This is a genomic window from Paraburkholderia eburnea (assembly GCF_002917095.1).
Classification (GTDB): Bacteria; Pseudomonadota; Gammaproteobacteria; order Burkholderiales; family Burkholderiaceae; genus Paraburkholderia; species Paraburkholderia eburnea.
Genome location: NZ_PQGA01000018.1, coordinates 46,013 through 61,547, shown reverse-complemented (window position 1 = coordinate 61,547; position 15,535 = coordinate 46,013). Strand labels below are relative to the sequence as shown.

Below are 15,535 nucleotides of genomic sequence, written 5' to 3'. Positions count from 1 at the left end.
CCCGTTTTTCCTTTTTCGATGTGGCTGATGAATGTGATTTCAACGATTCGTTCCGGTGGCCGGCACCGCCGCCGAAAGCGTGCCGCTTTCGCGCCGCATCGCTCTGGCGAGCAGCGGCACGAGCGCGAGCCCCGCGACCGACGCGGCGAGAATCACAGTAAAGCCCGCGTCGCTGCGGCCCGACGCCGTTTCCGCGAGGCCGAACATATAGGGTCCGGCAAATCCGCCCAGCAGGCCCAGCGTGTTGATGAAGGCGAGCCCCGCCGCAGCCTGGATGCCTTGCAGACGCTTCATCGCGATTGACCAGTACGAAGGCAGCACGCCGCCACCGAAGAACGCCGTGACCGTGAGGCAGAGGATACGGGCCGGCGGACTCGCCGCGCTCATGTAAGCGCAGGCGCCCGCGATCGCGCCGGCCGTGAGCCACGCGAGCCAGGCGCAGTCGTTCGAGAGCCGCCGGTGAATGCGCGGCAGCACGAGCACGCCGAACAGGAACCCGATCCCCACGCTCGCGGAAAGCAGACCCACGATGAACGGCGACTGCACGTTCATCTGGTGAATCATGGCGGGCGCGAAGAAATACAGGCCGACGAACGCCACCTGATTCAGGAAATAGATGAGGCCGATGAGCACCGTGCTCGGACGCTTGAGTGCGCCGATCCAGTCGGCCGAAGTCAGCTCCGGATGTCCCTGCGCATCGACGACCGCGCGCGCTTCGAGGGCAGCCGCCTGCCCGGGCGAGAGCCAGCGCGCTTCGCCGGGCCGGTCGGGCAGCTTGAAGTAGAGCAGCACGCCGACAACGATGCTGGGCAAGCCTTCGATCATGAACATCCATTGCCAGCCGTGCAGGCCCGCAAGGCCGGTGAGCTGCATCAGCGCGCCGCCAAGAGGGCTGCCGATGACGAGCGCAAGCGCCGGCGCGGTATAGATCCAGCCGACGGCAACAGGCCGGTCCCGCGGCGCGAACCACAGCGTAACCATGTACATGAGCGCCGGAAAGAGCCCGGCTTCGGCAATACCGAGCAGCACGCGCAGCACGTAGAACGACCACGGCCCCTGCACGAACATCATGAGTGTCGAGAGGATGCCCCAGCTCACGGCGATGCGCGCAATCCAGCGACGCGGTCCAAAGCGGTGCGCGGCGAGATTGCTCGGCACTTCGAGCAGCGCATAGCCAATGAAGAAGATGCCGGCGCCAAGCCCATATGCGGCCGCATTGATGCCCACGTCAATCGCGAGCTGCGCCTTCGCGAGTGCCACGTTGGTGCGGTCGAGAAAGGACATGAAATAGATCGCGCACATCAACGGAATGAGCCGTGCCATTGCCTTGCGCGTCGCCAGCCGATGCAGCGCATCGGCGCTTTCAGTGCCTGAAGCAGTCCTCATGAGTGTCTCCTGATGAGTCGGTTCTTTTTGTTGTCGTCAGCGGGAAGGGCGCGCGGCGCGCCCCTGGGCCGCCGTGCGGGCTCAAGCCAGCGCGGCGTCGAAGGACACCTTGTCGGCGCCCTTCAGACCCAGCATCGCTCTCGCTTCTGCCGGGGTTGCGATCTCGAACGAAAGCTCTTCCAGAATCCGCCGGATCTTCGCGACTTGCTGCGCGTTCGATTCGGCCTTTACGCCCTTCGAGAGATAGACGCTGTCCTCGAGCCCCACGCGCACGTTGCCGCCCATGATGGCCGCCATCGTCACGAGCGGCATCTGGTGACGACCCGCGCCGAGCACCGAAAACTGGTAGTTGTCGCGACCGAAGAGCCGGTCGGCCGTCGAGCGCATGACCGTCATGTTCTCGGGATCCGGGCCCATGCCGCCCAGAATTCCAAAGACCGACTGGATGAAGAACGGCGGCTTCACCAGCCCTTCGTCGACGAAATACGCGAGGTTGTACAGATGGCCGAGGTCGTAGCACTCGAACTCGAAGCGCGTGCCGTGCTCGCCAAGCTCAAGCATGATGTGCTTGATGTCGCGGAAGGTATTCCGGAAGATCATGTCCTCCATGCCTTCCACGTAATCCTTTTCCCAGCCGTAGCGCCACGACGAAATCTTCTGCGCGAGCGGATGGATCGAAAAGTTCATCGACCCCATGTTCAGCGAGCACATTTCGGGCTTCAGCAGACGCGGATAGGCGAGCCGCTCTTCGAGCGTCATGCGGGTGCTGCCGCCGGTTGTGATGTTGATGACGGCGTCGGTGGCCTGTGCGATTTCGGGGACGAATTCGGCGAACACCCTGGGGTCCGGCGTCGGCCGGCCGTCTTCGGGATGGCGTGCATGCAGATGAATGATCGCCGCGCCGGCGCGCGCCGCGTCGATGGCTTGCTCGCGGATCGACGCGGGCGTGAGCGGAAGGTGCTCGGACATCGACGGAACATGCGTCGCGCCCGTCACGGCACAGGAAATGATGACCTTTCGGCCCATGTCGCTCATGGTGTCTCCTTGTTCAATACGGCTTGTCTTGTGATAGCGATGGTAGTCAGGTAGGATCGCGCCGGTAAGGTCATTTTCGGACACCTCGCCGTCTCTCGAGGACAAATTGAGGCTTTGACATGGCATCGACCCGGCCCCCGCTGAACGAGCGCATTTACGCGCCGTACAAGATCGCCGCGCTGGTGGAGGTATTGTCGGAACAGGGGATCTCGCCCGAGGAGAGCCTCAAGGGCACGGGCGTCGGCATCGACGAAATCTACGACGCGTCCGTCATGACTTCGATCGGCCAGTACGCGACCGTGTGCAGAAATGCGGTTGCGCTGTCGTGCGACCCGGCTACCCCGTTCAAGGTCGGCGGCCGCCTGCATCTTGCCGCCTATGGCATGTACGGTTATGCGCTGATGTCCTGCCTGTCGCTGCGCGATTACTTCAAGCTGGGCGTGAAATACCACCGGCTCGCGACCCCCACGGTCACGATCGACTGGACCGAGTACCCGGACAGAATGGTGTGGACGTTCCCCGATGCCTTCGTTTCGAGCCCCTCGCGCGAGCTGGGCGCGTTCATCATCGAGCAGCAGTACATGCAGCACGTCACGCATTTGCAGGACGTCGCAGGACGGGGCTGTCCTCCCGTGAAGGCCTGCTTTTCGTATCCGGCTCCGCCGCACGCCGACCTCTATGGCGAATATCTCGGCTGCCCGTGCTTCTTCGACGAGGCGCAATGCGAGCTGGTCTACGACAGCGCGATTCTCGACCAGAAGCCGCAACTCGCGCACAAGCTCACGGCCACGCTGCTTCAGGAAACCTGTGACCGCCTGATCGGACAGGCGAAAACGTCGGTCGGCGTAGCCGGCGAGGTCTACCAGATCCTGATGAGCAAGCCCGGCGTGTTTCCTGGCATGGATGAGATCGCGAACGCCATGCACCTGACCACACGCACCCTGCGCCGGCGTCTTCTCGCCGAGGAAACCTCATTTGTTGCCATCCTCGATGACGTGCGCCGCTCCCTTGCGCTCGAGTATCTCAAGACCACGCCGTTGAGCACCGACGATATTGCGATGCTGCTGGGCTTCAGTGACACGGCCAACTTCCGGCGTGCACTCAAACGATGGACAGGAAAGGGCCCCGGCAAATTACGAGGGCATGCCGGGATTGGTAGTACGTAGTAGTTGGAACAGCCGCCCATGCACCGTCCATGGGCAACGCCCTTCACTCACTCCAGATCACCGGCACGCGTTCCGAGAAGCGCAGCCAGTCCGCGCGCATGCCCGGCGGGATCGACGTCCCGCATGATGGACATCTGCACCACGTACCCCAGAATGATCGACTGGAGCGCTTTAGCCACCTCGGTCGCATCGGCGTCCGGCGCGACCTCCTCCTGCGCCTGCCACCGCAATACCCGCGCGACGAGTTGCTCGCGAAAGCCCTCATAGAATCCGCGGATCAGCTCGCGCACCCTTTCATCACGCTGCGCCTCGCTCCAGCCATGCATGGCAATGGCGGCGAGGTTGTAGTTCTCGCGCTGACTAAAAGCCTCGATGTCGGCAGTCACGCGCGCTACAAGGGCGGCCGGCCCGAGGTCACGCGCGACGATCAGTTCCAGCAGCCTGGCCACTGCGCTGAGCGAAGCGGAGATCGCGCTGAAGATGATGTCGTCCTTGCCGCCAAAGTATCGATACATCGCACTGGCGGACATGTCCGCCTCCTTGATGATCTGCTCCATGGTCGTGGCCTGGACGCCTTCGCGATAGAAGCAGCGCCAGGCGGCGTCGAGAATCTGCGCGCGGCGCATTTCCCGGTGGGCATCGGAGATTTTGGGCATGGAACTAGTCTAGCAGGAAAAAGGAATAAACATTCCTTGATTTTTCGGAGGCATCTCCTAGCATAAAGGAATGTTCATTCCTTTTTATGGAGACAGTTCATGGCCAGCTCGAACGCGCTCAAGGTCCATCATCTCAACTGCGCCTGCATTCAGCGCCTGCGCATCCACGGGCGGCAACTCGCCTGCCACTGCCTGCTTATTGAAACGCCGTCCAGCGGCCTCGTTCTCGTCGATACGGGACTGGGCACCCAGGATCTGCTCGACCCGGTGAAACGCCTCGGCTTTGCCTTCACGCATCTCTATGCGAATCCCCGGCGCGATCCGACGCTTTCGGCGGTGGCGCAGATTCGCGCACTCGGCTTCGATCCGCGTGACGTGCGCCATATCGTGATGACGCATATGGATCTCGACCACGTCGGCGGACTTGCGGATTTTCCCCATGCAAGCGTCCATCTGCATGGCCGGGAACTGGAAGCCTGCACCGCACGCCGCTCCTTCAAGGACAAGCATCGCTATCTGCGTGCCATGTGGGCGCATCAGCCACGTTATGAAACGTATAGCGAAGAAGGCGACCCGTGGATGGGCTTCGAGGCCATCCGCGCGTTGCGCGGCCTGCCGCCCGAAATCCTGCTCGTTCCGCTGTTCGGGCATACGCTGGGGCATTGCGGCGTGGCCGTGCAGGATGCGCGAGGATGGATGCTGCACGCGGGCGATGCGTACTTCGATCCGCGCGAGATTCATGGCGCCCAGCGGCAATGCGCGTGGCTGGTGGGCCTGTTTCAGGCCGCCGTCCAGACCGTGAGGCGTGAGCGTCTGCGCAACCAGGCACGGCTTCGCGCCCTCACGTCCACCCATCCCGAGATTCGCGTGTTCAGCGCGCACAATCCCTGGGAATACGCGGTTGCGCTCGGCGAACCTGTGACCGTTCACGGGGAACGGCTCGACCATAGTGAACCCGTGCGCGCATCCGCGACGGGCCGCACGCAGGTCACGCAGTCATGAGCGCCATTCATGTCAGCTTCGTGATGGCGTGCGCGGCACTCATCACGGCTATCCTGGCGCCGCTCGTCACCCTTCGCGCCTCGCAGCGCCAGTTCAATGCCAGCGTACTGTCGACCAATCGGGAAAAGTGGATGGCCTCGCTGCGCGAGGCGCTGGCCGAACTGGCCTCTCTCGTCGCCACGCTCACCCAGCACAAACAACGGCTGCACGGCGACTGGCCCGGAGATCACGCGGCACAGGCCAGCGACCCGGGACTCGCGGCGAAGTACGAGCGACTCGTGTGGCTGTTCTGGAATATCAGATTGCTGACAAATCCGGACGAGCCGGCGCACCGGACGCTGTGCAGCCACATTGACAACGTGGTGTTCCGTCTGCGGGACGGGGATGCTTCGGTTGCCGTCACACAACGCGATATCGACGCCATCGTGCGCGCCGCACATCCTGTCCTGCGATTGGCGTGGCGGCGCGTCAAGCAGGGGAACTAGATGCGGGTAAGTTCACCGGCCCGCACGCTGCGCCTGAATGGCAGATGTTCGGCGGGGGCGTGCGGTGCCCTGCTCCGCCGGTTCATCGCGCGGCACGACTTTCCTGCCGCGTCGTTCGCCCGGCGTCAGCGAGCCCGAGCGCGGATCTACGAAGACGGCAAGCCCGTTGCGGGCCACTTCAAGGCGACCTGGCTCGCCTCGCATTATCGAAGGACGCGCCGTTCGGAGGCAATGACCCATCAGGAATAGCGCATATATGCGCGCACAGTGAGAGGTGCAAAGATCGCCACGATAATCAAGGAACCGAGTAGGGTCAGCCAGAAGTCCAGTCCGATCACGCCATTGCCCGCCAGATCTCGTACCGCCGAGACAAGGTGCGAGACAGGATTGAAATGCACGAACACCTGCAACCAACCGGGCAAAGTCTTTGCCGGAACGAAGGCGTTGGACAGAAAAGTTAGCGGGAACAGCACGAGCGTCGCCATGCCGTTCACGTTGGAAGCGCTGTGAGCCATCACGCCAAGAAGCGCAAAAATCCAGCTGATACACCAGGCGGCAAACATCACCAGCAAACCACCGACCACGATGCCGCCAGGATGGGGCCGATAGCCCATGATGTAGCCCATGATCAAGGTGAGCACAGCGGCAATGGCAAAGCGGACGGTGTCTGCGAGCAAGGCTCCGGCCAACGGCGCGATTCGGGCGATGGGCAGTGTGCGAAAGCGGTTAAACACGCCTTTGTCCATGTCTTCGCGCAACTGCACGCCCGTGCTCGACGACGTGGTGAGAACAGTCTGAACGAGGATGCCCGGAATGATGATGGGCAGATAGCCCAGCACATTACCGGAGATCGCGCCTCCGAAGAGATAGATGAACATCAGTGTGAAGACGATGGGCTGAAGCGTTACGTCGAAAACTGTTCTGGCGTGCGGCGCATTTTGAGCAGGCTCCGATAAGCCATGACCGTCGAATCGTGGATCGACTGACGCAGGCTGCGGCGGTTCCTTAGCATGTGTCGAGCAGCAGGAGGCATCACAGGTTTGAATGTTTCCGTACCGGTCATAACGGGTCTCCTTTTACCTTCACGTCTTGACCCGTCAGGGTCAGAAACACTTCGTCCAGCGTCGGCTTCTGAATGCTTTGACCAGACCTGCACTTCGATGGCGAGCTCTTGTGTTTTATCGGAAGCATTTATCAAGGATTTATCTCGGCTCTAACTTGTTGAGAAGGTGAGATCAACGATCCCCCTGTTCCATCGAGTCCGGGTCTGTCGTCGGCCAATGATGTAGACGAGCGCGACGAGCGCCGCCATGGATCCTGAAGCTGAAACTGCCTGCGTGACGATACCGACGGCGCTTGCCCTGTGATAGGTGAGTTCCGTGCGCACCAGCCAGTCCTGGGCGGTGCGCTGCATCCACGTTCCGACATTGGAGACAAGCGAGCCGATGACCCAGACACGATAGTTGAAGACCTTCAGCGAACGGAATGTGCCCTTGGCCAAGGCGTCACAAGCCCGTGGGCGAATTGCCGCCATGAAACTGTCCGAACAGACGCGCGGAGATCACACCCATCAGCAGAACACCGGCACCCACGGCGATGGCGTTATCCACCGCGAGCAAATCGAAAGTTCCCACACGAGCGATGAGCAGCCAGGCGAATACGAAGTTCGCAAACCCCCAGAGTACGTTCACGGTCGAGGATGAAAGACCCACGCCAGAAGGTGTGGCGAATGGACTCTGAAAAGCCCGCCCCATCATGCCGCTGACGAAATGCGGAATGGCGTTCGCGAGAAGAGCGCCACCGAAAAAGTAGGACACGTTGTATAGCCAATTCATGGTTAAGCGCTCCGTTTCATGAGGTCATGATTTCTTGTGTAGCGCCGGTCTCGCCGATCCCTGGAAAAACGCGCGTGATGCTGTAGGTATGAGCATCGGACTGCAGGTCGGTCATGGCGTCCGTCGCGAGCGTGACGTTGAAGCCGAGTTCATAGGCCTGGCGCGCGGTGACCTCGACGCCATTGCTGGTGGCGACGCCGACGATCACGACCTGCGTGACTCCCAACGACCTCAGATGGGATTCAAGACCGGTGTTCGTGAAGGCCCCCGGCGTGTGCTTCGTCACGAGATGGTCCTGCGGTTGCGGATTTAGCTCGGGGATGAGATCGGTCCAGCCTGCCGGCAATTCCCGATGGACTCGTGGCTGCTCCGTCCGGCCCGGCGCACCTCCGGCGACATTGACCAGCACGACCGGCAAACCACGCTGACGAAAGGCTTCTGCCAACGCCCCGGCGTGCTTTACCACGTCGTCCATGGGATGCACCGCCGGAAGTGAAAGGATACCTTTCTGAAGATCGATGACAACGAGCGCGGACGTCGGATCGAGGGTGGTCACGGTCACGGTGTTTTCCTTTTGATGATCGGGACGAGGGCGAAGCGGCCCGTTGCCTCTCGTGGGGACAGCGACTTCATGTCCGCAACTCGATCTATTGCAACTGCGCTAGCAGGGATTGAGCACCGTTGCGGACACCGGCTTTGGCAGCACCCAGCGCACCGAAACTGGCGGCGATGTTTTCGGCGCCGGGATACTGCCACGCGGTATAGGCTCGCAACAGGCGACTGCTGGTGCTGTCATAGATATCGACGGCGTAGCTCACCGAACCAGTCAGGATTGCGGGTCGGCCTTGCAGGTTATTGACGGTGTTAATCACAAGGCCCGCAGGGGAAATCTTCGTGAGCGCTGCCAGAACCGGAGTGCTAGTTGCGATGCCGGTCAGCGTCAGGTGGATGCGCAAGGTATCGGGGGCCGCGACCTGCACGATGGTGTAGTGGCCTTTCAGAACATCGGTGAACTGGCCCTGCATGTAGGCGGCGATGGCGTCCCGGTCTGCTTCGGTGGTGCTTTTAAATTGTGCGTCGGTGCCGTGATAGATCGCTACCGGATCGACCATCACGTTCGTATAGCGCCGCCATTCGACTCCCGGTACGGCATAGACATACGGAACCCGCCCATCCTTGTCCTGTGGATTGGTCTGCAACTGCGTAGAAGACGGTAATGATTCGTGGGGTACCGGTGCGGTACTGGCGCACCCGGCTAGCAGGATGCAACCAATGACAAGCAGTTTTTTACGCATGGGTACCCTACCAACATTAATAGATAGAACGATCAATCTAATAATATGGTCCCTATGGCACCCCGTCAAGATATGTTAGGATGATCGCTCTAACCAAGAGGCGATGTAGTGCGAAAAGTTGACCCAGACAAGCACGAGGAACGACGGCAGCAGATCCTGCAGGCTGCTGCGCTGTGCTTCGCCCGCGACGGCTTCCGCGGGGCCAGTATCTCGGAGATCTGCGCCGAAGCAGGGATGAGCGCTGGCCATCTGTATCACTACTTTCCCAACAAAGAGGCCATCGTCAGTGCAATGACTGAAGGTGGCCTGGCGAGAGCGGCCGAGCATTTCGAGCGGATAATGCAAAGCCCCGATCCCATCCGCGCCTTCATTGCGGAAAGCACAAAGACGAAACGCGGTTTGATCAAGGAATCGCTGGTGTTCGACGTGCTGGCCGAGGCCGGCCGCAACACCGAACTCGCCGACATCCTGCGCCGGCATACACTCGCCTTGCGCGCGTTGCTGGCAGATTTCCTGCGCAAAGCACAGGAACAAGGGCGAATCGATGCGGAACTCGATGCCGAAATGACGGCCGCTATCCTGATGGCGATCATCGATGGGGCGCGGAGCATGCTGATCCGTGATCCCAAGCTGGGCAAGGGCGACAGCGCTGACTATCTCGAGCTTTTGGTCAGCCGATTCCTTGCGCCGCAGGATAGTGGCCAGTCGGTCTAAGGATATTCGGGGGCGCGATTCAGGTCGTGACTGGAGTTCCTGGGATTTCGTTACTTTCGGCGAGGATGATCGTTTGCTTGCCGAAAAGCACACGTAGCACCTGTACGCATCGAGCGCGCCGTTGCTCAGCCCGCACACCACGGCGCAACACTACGCTCAGACCCGACATATCCATGCTTTTCCCCGGCGATGGCGCTGCGGATTATCTTCCGCTCAACTCTTTATCTCCTCAAAGTCTGCTGGAGCACGTTTCAAGCGCTGTATCGGCTGATACGGTAAATTCCACCATATTATTCTCGATATACGCACCCTATTTTCAAAATAATTTCTTTTTAAACGCCGCCTTAGACAGACTTCAAGCAATGGGAAAGAATCTAATACTGACGTTGGCGTTACAGACTTTGATTGGCTTGCTCGGCGTGCCGGGCGCACACGCTGCGTTGTCTGACTCGCAGTCGGCCTATGAGGATTGTTTGCTCAGTAATTTGCGCGACAGTCGCAATGAGGCCACGTCCCAGCTTATTAAGCGCTCATGCTACGCGCTCTATCAAAACGGCGAGATGCTCCTGCCGCGTGAGAGAAATTACAACCTGTGTATCTTGCAGTATCTGCCCGGTGCGCGAGAGCCGTCTGCGATCGCACAGATCGTTTCGGTTTGCTCGCGTCGTGGGCAGATGTGAGATTGACCGCATGGGTCATCCCGGTATTACGCAATTACCTGGTGCCGCTCGCACCCTGCGCTGCGGCGGCCTTGTCTTTCTTTTTCGCTTCATGGTGGCCAATGGCGCAGCCGCCAGCCGCGCCAACCACTGCATGATGGCCAGCGACGTGCCCCACGACGCCACCGGCGGCGGCGCCCTTCAGGCATCCCTCCGCCCAAACGGGTCCGGCAACGCCGACCAGACAACCGGCAATCGCAAAAGCGGTAAATATCGAACGCATCCCGGCCTCCATAAATAAGATTCATGCTTCCGTTCGAGGAGAGCCGGAATCGCAAAGTGCATACCCGGAAACCTTCCTTGCATCGCCGGTCAGAGGTTTGCCGCGCAGTTTTTCGGCGGGCCGATAGACAATCCGCCATCGCCACCCACCTCGCGCGCCCGCTCACCGATCTGCTGAAGAGCCTGGCGAACGACGCGGGACTCGACCCGGCGGCCACGCTCATGTCCATGTCCAACCGCCAGCACGCAGTGGACTTCTTCGATGGCCTTACGGCCAACAACCCAGGCCGGTCCCGGTAGCGGCCGCCCGCCAGCCGTTTCGCCGATGAAATTGGCAAACGGCCACTATCTTCATTTTTCAGTAGAATGCTGCAATCGCAAAGGTCGTATTGTTTCGAAACCAGACGCCCGGTTCACGATGCCAATGGCATAGGCGCAGTCGCAAGGCGATACGAGCAAGGAAAGCACCTGGCTAACCACCAAGGCTTGTCCGGCCGATGCAGTTCGAACTGAATTACCGATGGCGACGCTTTATCGCGCGGGGCCTGGGAAACGATCGGCGTTGAACGGGTCGGTCCGGGTAGTGCATAAAACGTCGCGCAAAACTCCTGGCTTTCTCGTCAGTACTTACCTGGCCGCAATACTGTGTATTCCAGAACGCAAATCGATCCGGTAGTGAGCTTCCGCAACTCCCAGGGCGAGCAGGTGCGGGGCACGATCATCAATCTCCAGCGCAAGTCCCTGGTGATGGAGGTCTATAACCCCTATTCGATTGTCCAGGTCAGCGAGGTGTTGAGCGAGCTGTCGGTCAAGATGGGCGTCGAACACGCCTATTCGGGCAAGGCGGTCGTGATCAGCATGGTCAACACCGGCTTGACCGCTATTGTCTCGGTGACGTTGATCGACGAGTGGCGCGAGCTGAGCGGCGACGCGCTGGAGGCGAGCACGGTCGGGGAAGAAGCCCGCCGCTTCGTGCAGGACTGGGCCGAGCGTTTTCAGATCCGCCGCGACTATCAGATCGCCGTCAACCAGATTCGCGCTTTTCTGACCGACATGTCGCGCTGGGTCGAACAGGCCGACCTGGCCAACACGCTGCCGAAAGACGGCAAAAGCCTGCGCGAGGACTTCTTCCTCGAACTGGCAACGCCGTTGATGCAAAGGACCAAGATCTTCTTCGACGAATTCGAAGGCGAAGCGCGCCGGGTCGATGAAGAACTGGCTCCGGCCCATCGCGCGTTTGCCCAGGCTGCGCTTCATCCGCTGCTGCTGCGCTCGCCGTTCGTGTTCCGCACTTTCACGAAGCCGCTGGGCTACGCCGGCGACTATCAGATGGTCAACCAGATGCTCGACGATCCCCGCCAGGGCCCGAGCACGTATTTCCAGATCGTCAACGCGTCCTTCCTGCAAACGGCCGTGGCGCGCGCGCACCGCAATCGCATCGATCTGCTGGTGGATTACCTGACGCGCGTCGCCAACGATGCACGCGCCGCGGGGCGACCCGCCCGGGTGCTGAACGTGGGCTGCGGCCCCGCTCAGGAGATCCAGCGTTTCATGCACGAATACGACGAGCCGCAATGGCTGTCGTTCGAATTGCTCGACTTCAGCCAGGAGACACTGGACTGGACACGCGAGCGCCTGGGGTCCATCGCTCAGCAAACGTCCAAGCGCATGGCCATCAGCTACACGCACGATTCGGTGCACCATCTGCTCAAGCGCCGGATGGACGCGGACGCACCGGACGCCCGCGAGTTCGACGCGGTCTATTGCGCCGGTCTGTTCGACTACCTGTCGGACAAGGTCTGCGCGCGCCTGTGCCAGTATTTCGCGAGCCGCACCCGACGGGGCGGCCGCCTGCTGGTCACCAACGTCCACGCCGACAACCCCGAACGCTTCAGCATGGAGCACGTGCTGGAGTGGTACCTGATTTATCGCAACGAGGCGCAGATGGCCGCGATCATGCCGGAGAACACTGGTGAGCCGCGTCTGTACACAGACCCGACCGGGGTGAATGTGTTCGCCGAGGTAACAATCGGCCAGCAACAAGCAGGTTGAAATGACGACATCCCTGGTGGGGCTGCAGTCGACCTATCGCGAAGAGCTGCGCGACTACCGGCTGCTATGCAGCAAGGCGGGCGGCCTGACCGTGATCGTGCTGGTGCTGATGGGCGCGGCCATGGACTACGTCGTGTATCCGGCCGAGCAAAAAGGCTTTGCCATCCTGCGGGTGCTGACCAGCGCCGCCATCGGCCTGGCGTTGCTCTCGCTTTACACCGAAGCGGGCAAGCGCCACGTACAGGTCATCACCTTTTCCTGGCTGCTGCTGCCGCAGGCCATGATCTCGTGGATGATTTACGCCACTCAGGGCGAGCAGTCGCTGTTCTACGCCGGGCTGACGCTGACGATCTTTGCGGTGGGGATTCTGTTCGCCTCCGGCTACTGGCAGACGCTTGCATTCGGCGTCGCCACGGTCGTGTTCTACTACATCGCCTGCACGGCGCATCCGGGCGGCATCCAGGACCCGAGCAAGTTTCAGTTCCAGCTCATCCTGATCTTCTTCTGCGCGCTGGCCAGTTCCGTTTACACCTTCTTCAACGAGAAGGGCCGTTTCCAGCTGTTCCGGCTCAAGGACGAGGTCGCGCATAAAAACGCCCAGCTCGCCCGCTCGAATGAGAACCTCGCGCAAATCAAGGGCCAACTGCTGCAGCAGGAAAAAATGGCGGCAATCGGCACGTTGTCGGCGGGGCTGCTTCACGAGGTCAACAACCCGGTGAACTTCTGCCTGATGGCGATCGAAATCGCCATGGAGGAACCACAGGTCAAGGACAGCCCTTCGCTGCAGGAGTGCCTGACGGACGCCAAACAGGGCATGCAGCGCATCCAGCATATCGTGTCGGACCTGAAGACCTTTGCCTACCGCAAGCCCGGCACAACGCAAGAGGACGTGCCGTTCCTGTTCGAGAAGGCGCTCGACTCGTCGATCCGGCTGGACGCCCACGAGCTGCGCGGCGTGAGCGTCACGCGCGAGCTGCCCAGCGACACCCTCGTGCAGGGCGACGAAGCCGCCATCGTCGGCGTGCTCATCAATCTGTTCTCGAATGCCGCGCTGGCGATGCACAAGGCCGGCACCGTCTCGCCGCGGGTCCATGTCAAGGCGCACTGGCAGGACGGCCGGCTGCACGTGAATGTGCGCGACAACGGCCCGGGGATCGCCCCGGAGAATCTGGCGCGGGTGTTCGAACCGTTCTTCACTACGCGCGAAGTCGGCCAGGGTCTCGGCCTTGGTCTGTCCATCAGCTATGCGGTGGTTGAGCAACACGGCGGCACGCTGTTCGCGGAAAGCCAGTTGGGCGAGTGGACCGCGTTTAACTTCGATCTGCCGCGTGCCGAGTGAGGTCGAGATGAGCGAGAACCAGCAAGCGCCGTACACCGTCGTCTATGTCGATGACGAGGAGTTGGCCCGCAAGTACTTTGCGCGCTCGGCCGGCAGCGACTATGAGGTGCTGCTCGCCGCCAGCGCGGACGAGGCCGCGTCGATCCTGCGCAGCGAAGGCGCACGGGTGGCGGTCCTGCTGACCGACTTCCGCATGCCGGGCCGCCATGGCGGCGACCTGCTGCGGCAGGTCGCGCAGGCGTATCCGCATATCGTGCGAATCCTGGTGACCGCCTACGCCGATAAGGACGCGCTGCAGGAAGCGGGTAATTCTGGCGAGATATTCCGGATTCTGGAGAAGCCGCTAGGCGTGAGCAAGGTTCGCGAAGTGCTGGCAGCAGCGGTAGCGGCGTCGGGATTGCGCCCAGGCTGATGCAGCGCTGGCTGACACTGGCTGACCGCCCCAGTTCCGTCGCCGGCACGACCGTGGCGCAGAAATTCCCAAAAATTCAAGGATCGAAAGTACAGGAGTTACCAATGAGCAATGTAATTGCCAACCAGACACCGCCCCCGGCGATTTTGTTCGTTGATGACGAAGCCACGGCGGTCAAATACTTCGAGCGCGCCATCGGCTCGATCGCGCCGGTCGTGACGGGCGCCTCCGTGGAGGATGGCAAGGCGCTGCTGGACGCCCACGCCGGCAGTCTGGCCGTGCTGGTGTCCGACCAGCGCATGCCGGGCGAGTATGGCAACGAGCTTCTGCGCTATGCGCGCGAGCGCTATCCGCATATCGTGCGCATCCTGACGACGGCCTACTCGGAGCTGGACCAGACCGTCGAGGCCGTCAATCAAGGCCAGATTCATCGCTACATCAAGAAGCCGTGGGACATCGCCGCACTGCGCATGGAGATGAAGCAGGCGCTGGAGCTGTCGGGACTGCGCAAGGAACGCGACCAGCTCGTGCGCGAAAAGCTCGGCGTGCTGCAGACGCAGACCGTGGCCACCCGCATCGGCATCGTGCATACGCTGTGCGCAAGCCTGATCGGTCCGGGCCGCTTCCAGCCGGTGGAAACGTGGCTGGCCGGCGCCCAACTGGCCGGCACGCGCAATGTGGAGCCGGACTGGCATCGCATGGACTACGCCGACCTGGTGCGCGCCGAAAGCGAATGCAGCGGCAGCTTCGGCCACGCGGTCAGCACGCGCCTCGCGCAGTTGCGCACGCAGAATGCGGGACGCGGCGCGGCGGATGCCGTGCAGGTGTTCACCGACGTGCTCGGCGCCACCGTTCGCGGCGGTGGCGATGCGCTGATCTGGACCACGCCCGCCACGCTGAGCGAATTCCTCACCCGGCCGGTCGGTCAGGCCGTATCGGCCGAACACGCGGCGTGGCTGGCCGGCCTGCTGTGGCTGGAAGAAGCGGGTGGCGCCCTGCAATTTGTACGCGAAGGCGACGCCATCGTCTGCCGTGCCGGCGCACGCGCTGCGAGTTTCGCGGCCGACCGCCTGGCGCTCTGGATCGAGCGGTTTTCGGAGCCGGCACTCGACTGAGGCACGCTGGAGCGGTAGCCTGGCCGATCGCACTTTTAAAAACGCCCTTCCGGTTCGCCGGACGGGCGTTTCGTTTTGTGCTCCCGGAAAAAGCCGCCCCGC

The 15,535-nt window shown here is 61.7% G+C and carries 18 protein-coding genes and 1 pseudogene; 9 read left to right on the top strand and 10 right to left on the bottom strand.

Features of this window, described 5'->3' with window-relative positions:
• Positions 1-39: 39 nt before the first annotated feature.
• Both B0G62_RS24625 and kce read right to left on the bottom strand, forming a co-directional pair.
• On the bottom strand, positions 40-1,386 hold the full coding sequence (locus B0G62_RS24625) for an MFS transporter (RefSeq protein WP_103706825.1): 1,347 nt from the start codon (positions 1,384-1,386) through the stop codon (positions 40-42).
• Positions 1,387-1,467: 81 nt separating this feature from the next.
• On the bottom strand, positions 1,468-2,421 hold the full coding sequence (kce, locus tag B0G62_RS24620; RefSeq protein ID WP_103706824.1) for a 3,5-dioxohexanoate:acetyl-CoA acetone transferase: 954 nt from the start codon (positions 2,419-2,421) through the stop codon (positions 1,468-1,470).
• A 119-nt stretch (positions 2,422-2,540) separates the two neighbouring features.
• Here kce and B0G62_RS24615 point away from each other — a divergent pair, with 119 nt between their 5' ends.
• A complete protein-coding gene (locus tag B0G62_RS24615; protein WP_103706823.1) occupies positions 2,541-3,587 on the top strand; it encodes an AraC family transcriptional regulator in 1,047 nt (348 codons plus the stop codon).
• Between the two features lie 47 nt (positions 3,588-3,634).
• On the opposite strand, the gene B0G62_RS24610 is transcribed toward B0G62_RS24615, so the two are convergent.
• On the bottom strand, positions 3,635-4,243 hold the full coding sequence (locus tag B0G62_RS24610) for a TetR/AcrR family transcriptional regulator (protein ID WP_103706822.1): 609 nt from the start codon (positions 4,241-4,243) through the stop codon (positions 3,635-3,637).
• Between the two features lie 99 nt (positions 4,244-4,342).
• On the opposite strand from B0G62_RS24610, the gene B0G62_RS24605 reads away from it, so the two are divergent.
• Positions 4,343-5,245, top strand: coding sequence for an MBL fold metallo-hydrolase (locus B0G62_RS24605; RefSeq protein ID WP_103706821.1), 903 nt, complete (start codon positions 4,343-4,345; stop codon positions 5,243-5,245).
• Entirely contained in the window at positions 5,242-5,730 is a 489-nt protein-coding gene (locus B0G62_RS24600; RefSeq protein ID WP_103706820.1) for a hypothetical protein, read from the top strand. Before B0G62_RS24605 ends, B0G62_RS24600 begins: the two co-directional genes overlap by 4 nt.
• A gap of 239 nt (positions 5,731-5,969) precedes the next feature.
• Here the strand turns inward: B0G62_RS24600 and B0G62_RS24595 are convergent, their stop codons facing one another.
• The 6 genes and pseudogenes from B0G62_RS24595 to B0G62_RS24575 form a co-directional block, all read right to left on the bottom strand.
• A complete protein-coding gene (locus tag B0G62_RS24595) occupies positions 5,970-6,623 on the bottom strand; it encodes an ABC transporter permease (RefSeq protein WP_279629767.1) in 654 nt (217 codons plus the stop codon).
• A gap of 11 nt (positions 6,624-6,634) precedes the next feature.
• The gene (locus tag B0G62_RS31965) at positions 6,635-6,793 is read right to left on the bottom strand and encodes a hypothetical protein (RefSeq protein WP_208624246.1); all 159 of its coding nucleotides are present in this window, start codon (positions 6,791-6,793) and stop codon (positions 6,635-6,637) included.
• Positions 6,794-7,069: 276 nt separating this feature from the next.
• Positions 7,070-7,264: pseudogene (locus tag B0G62_RS24590) on the bottom strand (hypothetical protein); the annotation flags it as partial.
• Entirely contained in the window at positions 7,236-7,565 is a 330-nt protein-coding gene (locus B0G62_RS24585; RefSeq protein WP_103706819.1) for a hypothetical protein, read from the bottom strand. The gene B0G62_RS24585 and the pseudogene B0G62_RS24590, both read right to left, overlap by 29 nt.
• A 16-nt stretch (positions 7,566-7,581) precedes the next feature.
• Entirely contained in the window at positions 7,582-8,127 is a 546-nt protein-coding gene (locus B0G62_RS24580; RefSeq protein WP_103706818.1) for an isochorismatase family protein, read from the bottom strand.
• Between the two features lie 85 nt (positions 8,128-8,212).
• Positions 8,213-8,860 (bottom strand): DUF3313 domain-containing protein, encoded by a 648-nt coding sequence (locus B0G62_RS24575; protein WP_103706817.1) that lies wholly within the window; start codon positions 8,858-8,860, stop codon positions 8,213-8,215.
• 108 nt (positions 8,861-8,968) lie between these two features.
• Here B0G62_RS24575 and B0G62_RS24570 point away from each other — a divergent pair, with 108 nt between their 5' ends.
• Positions 8,969-9,574, top strand: coding sequence for a TetR/AcrR family transcriptional regulator (locus B0G62_RS24570; protein WP_103706816.1), 606 nt, complete (start codon positions 8,969-8,971; stop codon positions 9,572-9,574).
• Between the two features lie 173 nt (positions 9,575-9,747).
• Complete coding sequence (locus B0G62_RS32320; protein ID WP_244193364.1) at positions 9,748-10,254, top strand: VF_A0006 family four-cysteine protein; 507 nt, start codon at positions 9,748-9,750, stop codon at positions 10,252-10,254.
• Positions 10,255-10,288: 34 nt separating this feature from the next.
• On the opposite strand, the gene B0G62_RS32315 is transcribed toward B0G62_RS32320, so the two are convergent.
• Entirely contained in the window at positions 10,289-10,516 is a 228-nt protein-coding gene (locus B0G62_RS32315) for a hypothetical protein (protein WP_103706883.1), read from the bottom strand.
• A gap of 644 nt (positions 10,517-11,160) precedes the next feature.
• Between B0G62_RS32315 and B0G62_RS24550 the strand changes: the two genes are divergently transcribed.
• The 4 genes from B0G62_RS24550 (at position 11,161) to B0G62_RS24535 (ending at position 15,433) form a co-directional block, all read left to right on the top strand.
• Positions 11,161-12,567 (top strand): class I SAM-dependent methyltransferase, encoded by a 1,407-nt coding sequence (locus B0G62_RS24550; protein WP_103706813.1) that lies wholly within the window; start codon positions 11,161-11,163, stop codon positions 12,565-12,567.
• Between the two features lies 1 nt (position 12,568).
• Complete coding sequence (locus B0G62_RS24545) at positions 12,569-13,906, top strand: sensor histidine kinase (protein ID WP_103706812.1); 1,338 nt, start codon at positions 12,569-12,571, stop codon at positions 13,904-13,906.
• 7 nt (positions 13,907-13,913) lie between these two features.
• Positions 13,914-14,318: a response regulator gene (locus B0G62_RS24540; RefSeq protein ID WP_103706811.1), complete on the top strand. Its 405-nt coding sequence runs from the start codon at positions 13,914-13,916 to the stop codon at positions 14,316-14,318.
• A 104-nt stretch (positions 14,319-14,422) separates the two neighbouring features.
• Complete coding sequence (locus B0G62_RS24535; protein ID WP_103706810.1) at positions 14,423-15,433, top strand: response regulator; 1,011 nt, start codon at positions 14,423-14,425, stop codon at positions 15,431-15,433.
• The last annotated feature ends 102 nt before the right edge of the window (positions 15,434-15,535 follow it).

Bases quoted from the DNA above. Each gene is read 5' to 3' on its own strand.
- B0G62_RS24610 (WP_103706822.1), bottom strand. From the start codon at position 4,243: ATGCCCAAAATCTCCGATGCCCACCGGGAAATGCGCCGCGCGCAGATT.
- B0G62_RS32320 (WP_244193364.1), top strand. From the start codon at position 9,748: ATGCTTTTCCCCGGCGATGGCGCTGCGGATTATCTTCCGCTCAACTCT.
- B0G62_RS24605 (WP_103706821.1), top strand. From the start codon at position 4,343: ATGGCCAGCTCGAACGCGCTCAAGGTCCATCATCTCAACTGCGCCTGC.
- B0G62_RS24545 (WP_103706812.1), top strand. From the start codon at position 12,569: ATGACGACATCCCTGGTGGGGCTGCAGTCGACCTATCGCGAAGAGCTG.
- B0G62_RS24585 (WP_103706819.1), bottom strand. From the start codon at position 7,565: ATGAATTGGCTATACAACGTGTCCTACTTTTTCGGTGGCGCTCTTCTC.
- B0G62_RS24600 (WP_103706820.1), top strand. From the start codon at position 5,242: ATGAGCGCCATTCATGTCAGCTTCGTGATGGCGTGCGCGGCACTCATC.
- B0G62_RS24625 (WP_103706825.1), bottom strand. From the start codon at position 1,386: ATGAGGACTGCTTCAGGCACTGAAAGCGCCGATGCGCTGCATCGGCTG.
- B0G62_RS24535 (WP_103706810.1), top strand. From the start codon at position 14,423: ATGAGCAATGTAATTGCCAACCAGACACCGCCCCCGGCGATTTTGTTC.
- B0G62_RS24575 (WP_103706817.1), bottom strand. From the start codon at position 8,860: ATGCGTAAAAAACTGCTTGTCATTGGTTGCATCCTGCTAGCCGGGTGC.
- B0G62_RS24615 (WP_103706823.1), top strand. From the start codon at position 2,541: ATGGCATCGACCCGGCCCCCGCTGAACGAGCGCATTTACGCGCCGTAC.
- B0G62_RS24540 (WP_103706811.1), top strand. From the start codon at position 13,914: ATGAGCGAGAACCAGCAAGCGCCGTACACCGTCGTCTATGTCGATGAC.
- kce (WP_103706824.1), bottom strand. From the start codon at position 2,421: ATGAGCGACATGGGCCGAAAGGTCATCATTTCCTGTGCCGTGACGGGC.
- B0G62_RS31965 (WP_208624246.1), bottom strand. From the start codon at position 6,793: ATGACCGGTACGGAAACATTCAAACCTGTGATGCCTCCTGCTGCTCGA.
- B0G62_RS32315 (WP_103706883.1), bottom strand. From the start codon at position 10,516: ATGCGTTCGATATTTACCGCTTTTGCGATTGCCGGTTGTCTGGTCGGC.